The sequence below is a fragment of the Bacillus sp. Xin1 genome (genome assembly GCF_013314535.1).
In the GTDB taxonomy this organism is placed as follows: domain Bacteria; phylum Bacillota; class Bacilli; order Bacillales; family Bacillaceae_G; genus Bacillus_A.
On the sequence record NZ_JABUAE010000028.1, the window covers coordinates 21,199 to 35,212 of the forward strand.

The following is a 14,014-nucleotide window of genomic DNA, read 5'->3' on the forward strand; positions in this document are numbered from 1 at the left end:
TTATAGAAATCACCTTACTCAATTAAATGAACGTATCAAATTCATTAGATTTGGGCGGAGAGGATGCTTTTTTCATGAGTTTTTCCCATAATTGTACGGACTTTCTCCATTCCGATGTAGAAGGATTTTTTTGATAAATAACATTTTCATAACTAAGAGTGAGTTTTTGCATATCAGTCGAATTGTAAAGGTTATCTACATGAATTGCATATTCCCTCAATGTTTGACTCTCATTACGAGGGATTCCGGTTCTTTCCAGTTGTTTTAAAAGTGCATCGTAGGCTTTAAAATAAATAACATCTCCTTTTCGGTATTTATAGAAGGGGATGATAAAAAACGCGAACCACTTTATTCTAGTAGTAAAGAGGATATAACCAATTATGCTCATTGATATGATACAGAGGAATAGGTATCCCCATGAAACACCTCGTTTGGAATCGATAATCTTTTTGTTAGATGAAACTTCTGTATCCTCTATTAAATTTTTTTGTTTTGTTTCTTCGTTTCGTTGTGGAATTTGTTCATTGTTAGGTATCGTTGCATTATTTTGTGAAGTCGAAGCTGAAGTAGAAGTATCGTGTGTAAAGTTATACGGGTTGCTGAATCCCTTTGTTGGTTCGAATGGAACCCATCCGTATCCCGGGAAGTATACTTCCAACCAAGAATGTGCATTCTTATTCGTAATTGTGTAAATGTTTTCATATCCTGAATTTGTTGATTTGTTTTCGAGAGTGCCTCCTGTATAACCTTTTATCCAGCGTGCAGGAATCCCGATAGAGCGAAGTAAAACAATCATAGACGTTGAAAAATTATTACAGTATCCACTTTTTGTCTCAAAAATAAACTGATCGACATAATCTTGATTTTTTTCAGGAGTTTTAACATGTTCTGTTTCGTATATAAAAGAGGTATCCGCGAAATAATTTTCGATTGCCAATACTTGATCATATTGATTGGTTTTATCTTTCGTAAGATGTATCGCTAAGTCTTTTATCCTTTTTGGTAATGAGCTAGGTAGCTGTGTATATTTTGCTATGAAATAAGGGTTTGCTTCTAAAGCCTTAGCTGCTTTTACAGCTTTTAAGTTTTCAATAGAAAAATGAGGAGTTTCATAAGTCACCTTATATTTATTTAAGGTAGTGGAAGAACTATCTTTTATCAAATCGATTTTTTCCGAAAAGGGGTCTGCGTTGAAGGATACATTGGAAGTAGCCGCTACCGATACTAACCCTGCGGGATAAATAAGATAAGGGAAATCTTTTTGCGTAGTAATAATCGCTTCGGCAGTTTCTGTTTTTGTATACCTCTCATACCAATTCACTACGTTGTTTTTATACTTAAAAGAAACTTTTGGGGGAGTTTCGGAAATTTCCCAACCCTTTCCGGTATAAAAGTCCTTTGTTTCCACTCTCCAATATTGACTGTTTTGCACTTGTGCAGTGAAAATGATTGTGTCGTCCCACTTAAAAGAGCCGCCTAAATGAGAGTCGTCCATATCGTAACCGGATGTGCTGATTTCTGTCACTCTATTCGCTGAAGGTGAATCCAATTTTAAGAAAGTATCAATATTAGACCATTGAGGTCCCAGTTTAGGAGCGAAATATCCAACGGTTATCGTAAGCATAATAGATAAAGCAATCGGTACGAGTAACTTTGGGACAAATTTAGTCTGCTTTTGCAAGTTCTCAGATTTTTTTATGTGTTCGGCATGGAGAAGGCTGAGCATGAAAAAGCCAGTTATAATTGTACGAATGATTGCGCTACTCATGTCATATAAGTCAGATATATCAAAAATCGTGATATAAATAATGGTTAATATAAGGAATAAGAGTCCGCGTTGTTGACGAATAATCCAATACAGGATGAGAAAGCAAAAAAACCAAAGCACGAGAAAGAATAAGAAGGTCTGAAAAGCCTTAGAAAGATTCCACCAGTTCGCTTGAAAGAGTAGAGTGATATTATGAATAAAATCAGACGAGAATTCTATCAACCAGGTAGGGTTAATAAAAGCTCCTTTATAATCCACCCAATGAAGCATAAATAAGATGACTACAATCTTTATAGAAATTTGGAATCGTACTTGAAAAAAAGAGAGAGCGAAGCAAATTCCTATAAATCCTATAAAGAAATTTAGTCTTACCATGTCTGTAACCTTTACAAGTGGTTGTAACCATTCTAATAAAATGAGAAAACCAAATACGTGCATTAGGAAACTGCTAATATTGCGTTTATTATTTGAAGGTAATGTTGTCATTCGTTCACCTCAAAAATACATTTGCGTAATGATTTTCATAAACCGCTTTCACAAATATTTTTCGTTTTCTTAGTGTTTCGATTATGTGTAGTTCTCGATTTGAGAATTGATGTGCTTTTTCTTTGATGACAAATATCATCAGCCTGCTGTTTTTTATTGCTATACTTTCAGCAATTTCTTGAATATCGGGAGAAAGATTACTTGTTATAAGTATGAATGTTACTGGTTGATAGATTTTCTTTAATTCTACTTCTACAGTTTGAGAGAGCGAGAACGTACTGTCTGCTTTTACTTTTGCTAAGTGACAGAAAATTTGTTGTACTTGTGTCTCTCCATGAGATAAAGGGAGAACGGTTTGTTCTTTTTCAGTGGATACGAATGATGCTTGTGAATCCTGTTTTAAAATAGACCTCACGAGAGAAGCTGTAAATGTAACGACTAATTCGAATAGGGGAGATTGAGTTCTGTCCATAAAAATTACAGTATCATGACCTCGTTGTTGTTCAAACTCTTTCGTCATAATATTATTTTTTCGAGCAGTTGCCTTCCAATTGATCCATGAAAAGCGGTCACCGGGTTTGTAGTCTCTGACACTAGCGGAGACTGTTGCATCTCTTGTTACATTCACATTTGAGGAGAGTGCTCCTTGTTCGAAATAGTTTTCCACTTGTCTATAGGCTATATCTACATATTGAGGATAGACTAAAAAACTCTCGGGAACTGAAAAGGTTATCTCTTTTTCGATTATTCCGAATACATCACCAGTTTTTACACGCACGCTCGAAAAGGTGTGTTCTCCTCTAGGAATTGCGTCGATTATATATTCGTATGAAATATTTCGTTTGAACCCTGGAAATAATATCACTTTTGCATTTTTTGATTGTTTACGATTATTGAATTCCATGGGGAGTACCTCTTCTATAATTAAATACAGTAAGGGAAAGGGGATTTTCCGCTTTATTGTAATAGTGCCTAAGAATTGCTGTCCGGCCGTGTACTCCTTTTGATTTGTTATGCGTCTTACCTCAGCGTTCCAAAGGGCACAAAAGGGCAACAATAATGAATAAAGACCGAAAGGAATAAAGCTGTAAAATAGAAACCAACTTACGAATTCCCCTTGTAACATGGTATATATAAATGTTGAAGCAATGAATAAAACAATCAACGATAGCTTTCCGACGTTATGAACTGTTCGTAACAGCTGTTTCATCAGAAGTTTTTTTTCTTTTGAGCCGGAACTGGAGTCCGGGCGAGAATTTTTGTAATGACGCTTTCTGGTGTTACCCCTTCAAATTTCGCTTCTATTTTTAAAATAAGTCTATGGGACAAAACATAGGGAGCTAAAAACTTAACATCATCTGGAATGACATAATCCCTGCCATTTATGAGCGCATATGCCTGCGAAGTTTTCATCAAAGCAATGGAACCACGCGGACTAGCACCTAGCTGAACAGAGTTATAAGAGCGGGTTTGATTAACGAGTTTTACGATGTAGTGCTTGATGGCTTTGGACGTATATATTTCCCGTACGTTTTGTTGTAAGTGTAGTAATTCTTCTATTGTAATAGCGGCTTGTAAATGAGAAATAGGTTTTGTTTTTTCAGTCCGATTTAAAACTTCAAACTCTTCTTCGGGTGTGGGGTAGCCCATTTTTAGTTTTAGTAAGAAACGGTCAAGCTGAGCTTCAGGTAAAGGATAAGTTCCTTCATGCTCAATTGGATTCTGTGTAGCTATTACAAAAAATGGTTTCGGTAAAGGTCGTGTTATACCATCTACTGTTATATTGCTTTCTTCCATACTTTCAAGCAAGGCTGATTGCGTTTTGGGTGATGTACGGTTAATTTCATCAGCTAGTATGATATTTCCCATAATAGGTCCTGCCATAAATTTAAATTGTAATTCTTTTGGATTATAAATAGAAACACCTGTTACATCTGATGGCAGTAAATCAGGAGTGAATTGAATCCGTTTGAAATCTGCATCGATGGATTTAGCGAGGGCTTGTACCATCATCGTTTTCCCAACACCCGGAACATCTTCTAATAGTACATGACCTTCAGTTAAGAGAGCTGCCAAGGTAAGGGTGATTTCCTTATGTTTTCCGACCATCACTTTTTTAATATTATCAATTATTTTTTCTACAACTGGATGTAAAGAATCGAGTTGTGTCATCGTACTCCTCCCAAATTCATTTTTCTAGTTCATTCAATCTATTGTAAAAATTATGTTTCGTATAAAATAAAGTTTGCTTGACTCGGTTGGTATTGTTAAGGAGTTTCTTTCTATTATTATTTTATATAATTTCTATTTCATTTAAGGAAATCCTACTCGACGTTTTTTTATATTTTGTTTTGGCTCTAGTCGTATGTGCATGAAATTTGTTTCCAGTGTGCAAATATTTTACTAGAAACATAGATTAATAATATTCTAGTGACTTTGGAATTTAACAACTAATTGACAAGTTTAATAAAATTATACTTATTCCAACGTATTATTCAGAAGTATTTTAGGTTTTGGGGTTGAATGTTTCATTTGTAAAATAGGGACAAGCAATTGTATAAGCTGTCCCTAAGAAAAATCGTTGTGAGTAGTGTTTGTATTAGAATTTATTATTTAATGTTCTATTAAATTGGATAAAGGAATTTCCTGTTCATTTTGCGGCTCGCTAAGGGGATAAATTCTAGCTGTTTCATTATTTTCATCCACATTTTGAATATAAATTGGAACTCCATTATAGGTTACATTAGCCATAATCGGTGAAGCTGCAATCTCTTGTGCCCGTTGTTTGTTCATTACGATGACCTCCTTTTGACTTATAGCAGTAATAATGTTTACTTTAAACTACTTAATTATTCTTAATACTCAATAGTAAGCAAATAGGTATTAATTTTGATTTCAACATATAAGTTTATAAATCCTATATTTAGGGACAAGGAGTGAGTAGAATGAACAGGGTAGGGAAAGCTGATTTTGTTTCAGGGTTTGTACCTAATCATAATCATGGATCAGTTGATTATACATCTGTCGATGCGGGCCATGTACATCAATGCTTAGACGTAACCTCTCCACCAATTCAAACGCAGGATGGGCATATACACTATACAGAAGGATATGTAGTATTTGAAGATGGACATACTCATTATTATAAGGCATACTCAGGACCAGCTATTCCGGTTGGAGATGGAATGCATGTTCATTATTACGATTTTTATACAACAGAAGATAATGGACATAAGCATTGTATAAGAGGAGTAGATCAGCCTGCTCCAGGTAATAAATAGATAAAGGAAAGTTAACGTGTCAGCAGAATGTAAGCTTTTTCATTCTATATACTATTTTTAAAAACATTATATACAGAATTCGAGATGTTATTTTTTGTTATAGTAAATATTATTAATTCATATACATAATATAGTATGAATGCTTTTAAGGGCATTAGGGGGGATTTTAATGACTAACGGGCAACAACAACCTATTCCTGGTCACTTTGTCATGGATACACAGCGGGCTATGTTGCTTCCGCCGGAATTGAAAGCTGCACCTTCTGAATCGTTAACAGAACAATTATTTATTGAAAGGTCCTTAACAGAAAATCGATTTTGGTTACGAATTATGAAGGAGCATGCGCTTTTTCTTGCTGACGGGTTTAATCGGAAAGATAAAAATCTAATTCAGCAAGCAGATCAGTTTTTTCAACTTTTTGATCGACATTTACAAAAAGCATTCTCTATTCCTCAAACTGTTCAAGCAGTTAGGCAATTAAATGAAGAAAGTATTCAGCTAGTTTATGCATTTCGTAATTATAAAAGAAACCTTTTAATTTTAATTATTAATTGTAAGGTAAGTGGTTTCAATTTTCCGTTATTAGTAGATCATATTGCACGAGAAGCGGAATATTTTATAAGAACACTTCAGAAATTTAATGAAGGAAAAATGGATCCAATTCAAGATGCGATAATTAGTGAAAATGTATTTTGGCTCAGAATTATGATGGAGCACTCTCGTTTTATTGCCTCGTTGCTTGACCAATCTGAAAGAAATTTAGTTCATACTGCTTCAAAATTTGGTGATGATTTTGAAGTTCTTCTTGGTCAAGCGAGAGATGTTGAATCTATGCTATATCAGAAACAACCAACATATCCGATTATTGGAAAAATGAATAAAGATAGTGAAAATGCTACAGTTGAATTGAGGAATTTCAAAAAAGCTGGATTAGAGCTTATCCAAACATGTCAAATTAAAAGTGTAATTAATCCGTTATTAGCTGACCATGTTGTAAGAGAAGCTGAGCATTTCTTATTTATGATTCATGTGTTGGAAGAAAGGTTGAAGCAAAAACAGGTGCAACAGTCGATGGGATAAGTGCTTTATTGCTATGAACAATATAGGGTGGAAAATGTATTGATCAGAGACTTCCTCTTAATAACATTAAATTTTTGTTATGAGAATACTAATATTTTAGCAAAAAAACGGTAAATCCCTAATGTGGGACGTATCGTTTTTTTTGTTAAATTTTTCTTTGTCTTGGTAGTCAAATTTCATCCATTTTAAATTATGAGAAACTATTATCTTTCTTTTCTATATGGGAATGATAGGATAAAAAGGATGGTGAAATATATGGCAATTGATCGCATTTGTACAATTGGACCAGCTAGTAACAATAAAGATGATTTGACAGAATTAATAAACAGAGCTTTATATTTGATGTGGAAATAAATTGTTATACGGACACTGTAGATCCTGATCGACAAATTATTCAATTTACAAGTGAAACATTAAAAAATAATGTTCCAGAATCTGCATATCTGGGTGAAGAACTAGGAACGTGCATGGCGATTATTCGAAAAGGTATGGATGGCAGTTATACATCTGCTGTTGTAGCGTTAGGGCATAATAATCCATAAAATAATTCATTTTACACGATTTTCCTTATGTAAAAATAAGAGGAGATCGTGTTTTTTATTATTAACGCAAATAATGATGGTGGTCATACAAAATTCCCATAAAATATCCAACAGTACCTTGCAATAAATAATAGTAAATGGTATATTATGGATGGTGTTAGTACCTTGCATTGAATAGTACTAATTGGAAAGGAGGATTATCTTTGAACGTCCAGTTTAAAAAAGGTGTGCTAGAACTATGTGTACTGGCACTTGTCAAACGAAAAGATTGCTACGGTTATGAGCTTGTTCAGCAAATCTCCAATAAATTTTTAATCTCAGAAGGGTCAGTATACCCGTTGTTACGTCGTTTAACAAAAGAGGGTTACTTTCAAACATATTTAAAAGAATCAACAGAAGGACCACCGCGTAAATATTATCAATTAACAAATCAAGGAGAAGAGCAACTCCATTTACTTGTAACGGAGTGGCGTGATTTTGCTAAAGGAGTACAAGAAATTATTGAAGAGGTGTAATGAGATGAATAAAGAACAGTTTCTTCGAGAATTATCGGGACATCTTAGAAAGCTACCAGAAGAAGAGAGAAAAGATATTTTATACGATTATGGGGAACATTTCCAGTTTGGATTAGAGGAAGGGAAGACAGAAGCAGAAATTATACAGGGGCTTGGGTCACCAAAAGCTATTGCAAAGGAGATGTTGGCACTATATCGTTTTGATGAGATGAAAAAAGATCCGTCTGCTTCGAATATAACAAGAGCAGTGATGGCAGCGATTGGTCTTAGTTTATTAAACTTTATTATTGTGTTAGGTCCTCTAGTTGCAATCGTGAGTTTTATATTTTCCCTTTGGGTTGGAGGCGTGGTCTCAGTTGTGGCGCCGCTGCTAGTAGTGATTAAGATATTAACGGGTACATTCTTATGGCTTGATATATTTGTTTCTATTACATTTGTTGGAGTTGGACTATTGTTATGTATAGTTGCTTACTACTGTACAAAATGGTTTAAAAACTTTTGTGTAGGCTATGTCAATTGGAATCTCAAAATGATTAAAGGGGAATAGATGAGATGAAAAAGATATTGTTAGTAGCTGTCGCTTGTATCATCATTGGAGTTATTGGTATATCACAGACATATACAAAAGCAGTTGAGACGGCAGAACGAGGGGATAAAGAAAAGGTTATTAAAAATGAAGCAATCAAAAGTTTGGAAATTGATTTGGATGCTGGAGATGTTACGGTTCAAAAAGGAAATGATTCTTCTTTTTATATAAAAAAATCAGGGAATATTGCAAAACAAAAAGTGAGTATTGATGAACAAGGGGATACGCTAAAGATTCAAGGTAAGGTAAAAAAAGGCCCTTCATTCGATTTTTCATTTTTATCTTTCGGGTTTAAAGCACCAGGGATAATAATCGTTGTTCCGGAACGTTCTTACCAAGATATAAAAGTAAGTTCTTCTGCGGGTGAGATAACAGTAAATGATATAAAAAGTGAACGTGTAGAAGCAACAACACTTGGTGGAGATGTAGAAATGGAGCGTGTGACAGCGAAGAAAGTAGAAGGGTCTTCAAAAGCAGGTGAAGTTAAAATGAAAAAAGTAAGTGGAAAAGTTGTAGCGAAAACAACAAGTGGAGATGTAGATATTGTAGATCATGATCCTAAATATGATTTAGAGGCAAGTTCAACTGCAGGAGAAGTTGATATTCGATTACTTCAGAAGCCTCAAGATGCGACTATAAGTGGGAAAACATTTGCAGGAGAAGTGGAGATTTTCAAAGAAGAAACGAAAAATGTAACATTAGGAAATGGTAGTGTAAAAATTAGCGGAAAAACATCTGCTGGAGACGTTACAATTGAATCGAATTAAAGAATAGACCAGTTTAACTGGTCTATTCTTTAATGTAAATCGCGGTATACACCGATTACTTTTCCGATAACAGAAACCTTATCTAAAAGGATCGGTTCTAAAGAAGAGTTTTCTGGTTGTAAGCGGAAATGATCTTTTTCTTTGTAAAAACGTTTTACAGTTGCTTCGTTATCTTCTGTTAAAGCAACGACGATTTCCCCATTGTATGCAGAATGTTGTTGACGAACAACAACTAAATCTCCATCCAGAATACCAGCTTCAATCATACTATCTCCAGAGATACGTAACATAAATACTTGATCAGCTCCAGCAACAACGCTTGCAGGAAGTGGGAAGTGTTCCTCGACACTTTCAACTGCTGTAATTGGTAAACCGGCTGTAACTTTTCCTACAATTGGGACTTGAACAACTGATTGTGTTTCTGTTTCGATTCTTACTTCTCCTAAAATTTCAATGGCTCTCGGTTTTGTTGGATCACGTCGAATATAACCTTTTTCTTCTAGACGTGATAAATGTCCGTGCACAGTAGAACTAGAAGCAAGGCCAACCGCTTGACCAATTTCACGTACGGAAGGTGGATAACCTTTTTCTTGTACTTTTAGTTTGATGAAGTCGAGAATGTCTTGCTGGCGTTTTGTTAACTTTTCCATGTTTTTTAACACCTCGTTTTCTTTCAATTTTCTTACTTATAAGTATAACATGCGAAAAAACATTCTACAAACATAAGTTCGAACAAAAAGACGATTTGTGATACACTAAAGAAAAAATCGAAATGAGAAAGAGGGTTTTAAAATGAATGCAATCATTTATGCCCGTGTAAGCACAACGAAAGAAGCGCAGGAAACATCATTATCACGCCAAAAAGATGAATTATTGTATTTAGCTGAGCGATATCAAATGAATGTTATAAAGGTGATTGAGGAGAAGGCAAGCGGTTATACAATTGAACGAGATGGTATATTAGAAGTGCTGGACATGATTCGAGACGAAGAAATTGATGTGCTTCTCATTCAAGATGAAACGCGGCTTGGAAGAGGGAATGCAAAGATTGCTTTAATGCACTGTTTACATAAAGAAGAGATCAAAGTGTATACACATACGCATAATGGGGAATTACAGCTTTCTGATTCGGATTCCATGGTTCTGGATATTATTGGTATAGTTGAAGAGTACCAGAGAAAAATTCATAATTTGAAGATTAAACGTGGAATGCAGAGAGCGGTAGAAAGAGGGTTTCGTCCAGAAAAAAACTTAAAAAATCGTCATTTGAGTACAGGACGTGAAAAGAAAGAAGTGCCGATTGAAGAAATTGTACGTCTGCGTCGTAATGAATTGACATTTGAGGAGATTGCTGCAACGCTTCGTGGTTTCGGACATGAGGTATCAAAAGCAACAGTACATCGCAGATACGTGGAATATACGAAGCAATTGCTTGATAAACAAGACTAACTATTGTATGATAATAATCAGTTTTAAGTAGAAAGGGGATTCGAGATGCTAAGTCACGAACTCATTGAACGCATTAATTTCTTAGCGAAAAAAGCAAAAGCTGAAGGATTAACTGAAGAAGAGCAACGTGAGCGCCAATCGCTCCGTGAACAATATTTAAAAGGATTTCGTCAAAATATGTTAAACGAATTAAAAGGCATTAAAGTCGTTAACGAAGAAGGTAAAGATGTTACACCGACGAAATTAAAAGCATTGAAAAAACAAGATAACGCAAAGTTAAATTAAAAGATGGGCGAAGCCCATCTTTTTTGATTTTAATAAAATTGTTTATTTGATAACTTTCCAATTACGGTTGGTTGTCGCTTCAATTGTCCCTCGATCTAATATGTAATTCGCAATGATTTCAGACATATCGGTTGGTATATCTTTTATGATGGGCTTGTTTTGATACATAAAGTAATTCCCACCACCACTAGCGCGATAATTGTTCATGACTACATCATATTCTTGATCAAGTTGAATGGGAGATCTGTTATATTGTAAGGAAACGACTCTTTGACCAACAGGTTTTGAAATGTTTAATATGTATGAAATTCCTTCCCACATATCGTAATTATAATGCTGTGGTTTTGGTGTAGTGTAAGCGGGATTTACAATAATATCTCCCTCGGTATTTAATGTGAAATATTCAGCTGATAGCTCAAGGGCCTCTTTTATATCTTTTCCTGTAATCCTTATGACCTTCAATGTGTTTGGATAAATATAATTTGAAACAATATCTCTCATTGTAATATGTTTTGGAAAGCCAGAAGATTCATTATGAAATAGGCTTGTACAAGAGATATTGACTCCAGCTACTTCCATCTGTACTTTATTTATAAATTCGATAAAAGGATGATCCTGTAAACGTGTTTGCATTGCATCATAAATCAACATATCTCCTATAATGGTACCGATAGGTTGGTCTAACCATTTTTGGGTTTGTTTTTCATAAGTCGATACGAGTGACAGAGCTGTTTCATCTACTGGGATGTCTTGCGCAGATAACAGTTCTGAATGGCATTCCATCAAAATCCATCGATCTTTATTTTGTTCTAGTTTTACATGGACTTTCCCTAATGAATGACCGTTACTGCCGGTTTGCAAAACTGTCACACCATTTACTTTTGTATTTGAAATATAGCGATGTTGGTGTCCAGTTAATAGGATATCGATTCCTTCTATTTCTTGGCACATTGCATATCCTTGATTTTCTCCTGTTAAAATTTCAGTTGGTACCCCCGTTTGTAAGTCACGTTCAAAACCACCATGATATGCTACGATTAGTAAATGTGGTTGTTCCTGTTCACGAATGTAGGAAACCCATTTTTTTGTTGTTTCTAGTGCATCTTCAAATAGTAAATCTTTAATATGATGTGGCTGTTCCCAATTTGGGATGTAATGTGTTGTAACTCCCAAGATAGCGATTTTTATATTAGGATGTATGTGTTTAATGATATAGGGTTTCCCAAAGTAAGGATACTTTGTATGTTTATTTAAAATATTTGCGGATAGATAAGGCATATTCGCGTTTAAAACAGCTTTGTTTAATACATCCATTCCATAGTTGAACTCGTGATTTCCGATAACGGCCGCATCATAGCCAATGTAATTAGCGATAAGTGACATGGGGTTGTTTTTATGCTGTATATATTTAACGTAGTAATAGGTGAATGGTGTTCCTTGTATAAAATCACCGTTATCAATCACAATTACATGTTCATGTTGGTTACGCTCTTGTGTGATCCGGGTTGCGAGTTTGGCTAATCCTATTTCTGCGGTTTCGTTATTTCGATAATGAAGTGGATAAATCGTACCGTGTATATCGCTCGTTAGTAGAATGTTTATATTAACACTGTTGTTCTTATTCAATCTTATCAACCTTCTTTATTGTTATCTTATGATAAATCATTACAAATAATCTAGATTTATTTTTGTTCATATTTATATGAGGAAAGTTTCAGGGAGGGCTAATACCCTATGAGGTGGTAGGGTGTTTCATTTTTATAAGAATTTGTTCTTATATAGTAATAAGAACTTGTTTTGTAGTGAACCCTCCAAAAATATATGAACCAGACCCTGAAATTATTAAAACGTACACAAATATAGATGAAATAAATAATTGGGTTACTATTCGAAAGGAAAAGAAAGAAATTCCGATATATGTAAAAGCGAGACATACAGAAACTGTGTTATTTTGGCTCGTTCCAACTGGTACAGCTACATGGAAAGAACGACAGCTAATTGGATATGATATCGATGGAACAGATGGATGGTCTTTGAAATGGAATATAAGTGAGCAAATATTACACCATCATATAATTGTACAAGTTCTTGGAATTACACCAATAAGTAGTGATTCCATTAATGTTCACAAGGAATATGAATGAAGAGATCAGGGTTCTTAAGCATTATTCTTAGTTATAATGGTTTGTCCAAAGAAAGTGTTTCGGATTATAAAGAAAAATGAAAATATTTTTTAAATTATCGTATGATGGTAGGGGAAGGGAGAGGATCTTATGACTTTACAGCATGAATTTGTATTTGTTTCAAGTGAAAAAGGGGAGTTGAATTCTGAAGATTTTTCTTGGCATGATAGGCGGTTTTTTTATAAAGATGGATCGGTTGTTGAAGATTGTGTGATATTAAGTGATGAAATAGTTTTGTATGTGTCAGATTTTTTGCAGTGGATTCCGACTTGCAATCCTTTTCGGAAAGAAAAAGGATTTGGCCTTCATTATTATGGCATTACAAAAATTGAGAATGAAGGAGCGGAAATAGCGATTGATTTATTTCGCTCATTAGTCAATCTATTTTCATTGGGACCTGAAAAAGTAGAACTCACAGGCTCATTTCAATGGACGGTAGATTGTGATACGGATGGAAAGTATGAACAACTTATTTTTAATCGAGATATTCTCTGTGCAGATTTAAAATCTTTAGTCAAACTACTTCATAAAGTGAAAGAAGGAGAAGGATATCTTTTGCATTTTGGAGTTTAATTTTTTCTAAATAAAGCTGAAATAAAAGAATTAGCAGTTGCTATAAATAAAGAAATAATCGCGATAAGAAATAAGAGGATTGCAATGGTGCTATATAAATAACCTAATCCTTCACTTGTTATCATGACACCTCGATCAAAATACAGTATGCCAAACGTACCAATGGAAAGAATAAGCATGACACCACCTGGGATGTATTTATGGGGGGATTTTAATTTGACTGAAAAATAAATAGAAAGAATTGAAATGAGGGTCATAACAATAACAAAGGTGTAAGAAGCTGCTTCTTCACTCATGATTTCGTCTTCCTCCGTTTCTTATTTAATATATACGATGAAAATTAATATATATTCATTTCTATTATACAATTTGTAAATAATTAGTGAATAGAACGGAGATTAGGAAGGTGGCTAAAAATTTTTAGTGCTTGCGCGTTAAAATGCAGAGAATTCCCTTTATTTTTAATAAAAAAATAAAGAAAAAGTATAACATATTGAA

17 protein-coding genes are annotated in these 14,014 nt (G+C 34.4%); 10 read left to right on the forward strand and 7 right to left on the reverse strand.

Annotation, left to right across the window (positions count from 1 at the left end; genetic code table 11):
• Positions 1–22: 22 nt before the first annotated feature.
• The 4 genes from HRG09_RS20165 to HRG09_RS20180 all read right to left on the reverse strand — a co-directional run bounded on the left by HRG09_RS20165 (position 23) and on the right by HRG09_RS20180 (position 5,047).
• Positions 23–2,254, reverse strand: a complete 2,232-nt coding sequence (locus HRG09_RS20165; protein WP_174102645.1) for a DUF4129 domain-containing transglutaminase family protein — start codon at positions 2,252–2,254, stop codon at positions 23–25.
• 4 nt (positions 2,255–2,258) lie between these two features.
• The gene (locus HRG09_RS20170; protein ID WP_174102646.1) at positions 2,259–3,464 is read right to left on the reverse strand and encodes a DUF58 domain-containing protein; all 1,206 of its coding nucleotides are present in this window, start codon (positions 3,462–3,464) and stop codon (positions 2,259–2,261) included.
• On the reverse strand, positions 3,464–4,426 hold the full coding sequence (locus HRG09_RS20175; RefSeq protein ID WP_174102647.1) for an AAA family ATPase: 963 nt from the start codon (positions 4,424–4,426) through the stop codon (positions 3,464–3,466). Before HRG09_RS20175 ends, HRG09_RS20170 begins: the two co-directional genes overlap by 1 nt.
• Positions 4,427–4,867: 441 nt before the next feature.
• The gene (locus HRG09_RS20180) at positions 4,868–5,047 is read right to left on the reverse strand and encodes a small acid-soluble spore protein H (protein ID WP_174102648.1); all 180 of its coding nucleotides are present in this window, start codon (positions 5,045–5,047) and stop codon (positions 4,868–4,870) included.
• Positions 5,048–5,199: 152 nt separating this feature from the next.
• On the opposite strand from HRG09_RS20180, the gene HRG09_RS20185 reads away from it, so the two are divergent.
• The 6 genes from HRG09_RS20185 (at position 5,200) to HRG09_RS20210 (ending at position 9,026) form a co-directional block, all read left to right on the forward strand.
• Positions 5,200–5,535 (forward strand): YmaF family protein, encoded by a 336-nt coding sequence (locus tag HRG09_RS20185; protein ID WP_174102649.1) that lies wholly within the window; start codon positions 5,200–5,202, stop codon positions 5,533–5,535.
• A gap of 169 nt (positions 5,536–5,704) precedes the next feature.
• Complete coding sequence (locus HRG09_RS20190) at positions 5,705–6,616, forward strand: DUF2935 domain-containing protein (RefSeq protein WP_174102650.1); 912 nt, start codon at positions 5,705–5,707, stop codon at positions 6,614–6,616.
• Between the two features lie 344 nt (positions 6,617–6,960).
• Entirely contained in the window at positions 6,961–7,158 is a 198-nt protein-coding gene (locus HRG09_RS20195) for a hypothetical protein (RefSeq protein ID WP_174102651.1), read from the forward strand.
• A gap of 203 nt (positions 7,159–7,361) precedes the next feature.
• Entirely contained in the window at positions 7,362–7,673 is a 312-nt protein-coding gene (locus tag HRG09_RS20200; protein ID WP_017151382.1) for a PadR family transcriptional regulator, read from the forward strand.
• Positions 7,674–7,677: 4 nt separating this feature from the next.
• Positions 7,678–8,220, forward strand: coding sequence for a DUF1700 domain-containing protein (locus HRG09_RS20205; RefSeq protein WP_174102652.1), 543 nt, complete (start codon positions 7,678–7,680; stop codon positions 8,218–8,220).
• Between the two features lie 5 nt (positions 8,221–8,225).
• Complete coding sequence (locus tag HRG09_RS20210) at positions 8,226–9,026, forward strand: DUF4097 family beta strand repeat-containing protein (RefSeq protein WP_174102653.1); 801 nt, start codon at positions 8,226–8,228, stop codon at positions 9,024–9,026.
• 29 nt (positions 9,027–9,055) lie between these two features.
• Here HRG09_RS20210 and lexA read toward each other — a convergent pair whose 3' ends face one another.
• Positions 9,056–9,676: a transcriptional repressor LexA gene (gene lexA / locus HRG09_RS20215; protein ID WP_174102654.1), complete on the reverse strand. Its 621-nt coding sequence runs from the start codon at positions 9,674–9,676 to the stop codon at positions 9,056–9,058.
• 142 nt (positions 9,677–9,818) lie between these two features.
• Between lexA and HRG09_RS20220 the strand changes: the two genes are divergently transcribed.
• A complete protein-coding gene (locus HRG09_RS20220; RefSeq protein WP_174102655.1) occupies positions 9,819–10,475 on the forward strand; it encodes a YneB family resolvase-like protein in 657 nt (218 codons plus the stop codon).
• A 45-nt stretch (positions 10,476–10,520) separates the two neighbouring features.
• On the forward strand, positions 10,521–10,760 hold the full coding sequence (locus HRG09_RS20225; protein WP_042979223.1) for a DUF896 domain-containing protein: 240 nt from the start codon (positions 10,521–10,523) through the stop codon (positions 10,758–10,760).
• A 42-nt stretch (positions 10,761–10,802) separates the two neighbouring features.
• On the opposite strand, the gene HRG09_RS20230 is transcribed toward HRG09_RS20225, so the two are convergent.
• Positions 10,803–12,386 carry a bifunctional metallophosphatase/5'-nucleotidase gene (locus HRG09_RS20230; RefSeq protein ID WP_174102656.1) on the reverse strand — a complete coding sequence of 528 codons (1,584 nt, stop codon included), beginning with the start codon at positions 12,384–12,386 and terminating at the stop codon, positions 10,803–10,805.
• A gap of 176 nt (positions 12,387–12,562) precedes the next feature.
• On the opposite strand from HRG09_RS20230, the gene HRG09_RS20235 reads away from it, so the two are divergent.
• The gene (locus HRG09_RS20235) at positions 12,563–12,904 is read left to right on the forward strand and encodes a hypothetical protein (protein WP_174102657.1); all 342 of its coding nucleotides are present in this window, start codon (positions 12,563–12,565) and stop codon (positions 12,902–12,904) included.
• 129 nt (positions 12,905–13,033) lie between these two features.
• Positions 13,034–13,516, forward strand: a complete 483-nt coding sequence (locus HRG09_RS20240) for a coproporphyrinogen III oxidase (RefSeq protein WP_174102658.1) — start codon at positions 13,034–13,036, stop codon at positions 13,514–13,516.
• Here HRG09_RS20240 and HRG09_RS20245 read toward each other — a convergent pair.
• Positions 13,513–13,812, reverse strand: coding sequence for a hypothetical protein (locus tag HRG09_RS20245; protein WP_174102659.1), 300 nt, complete (start codon positions 13,810–13,812; stop codon positions 13,513–13,515). The genes HRG09_RS20240 and HRG09_RS20245 overlap by 4 nt on opposite strands.
• Positions 13,813–14,014 lie beyond the last annotated feature (202 nt).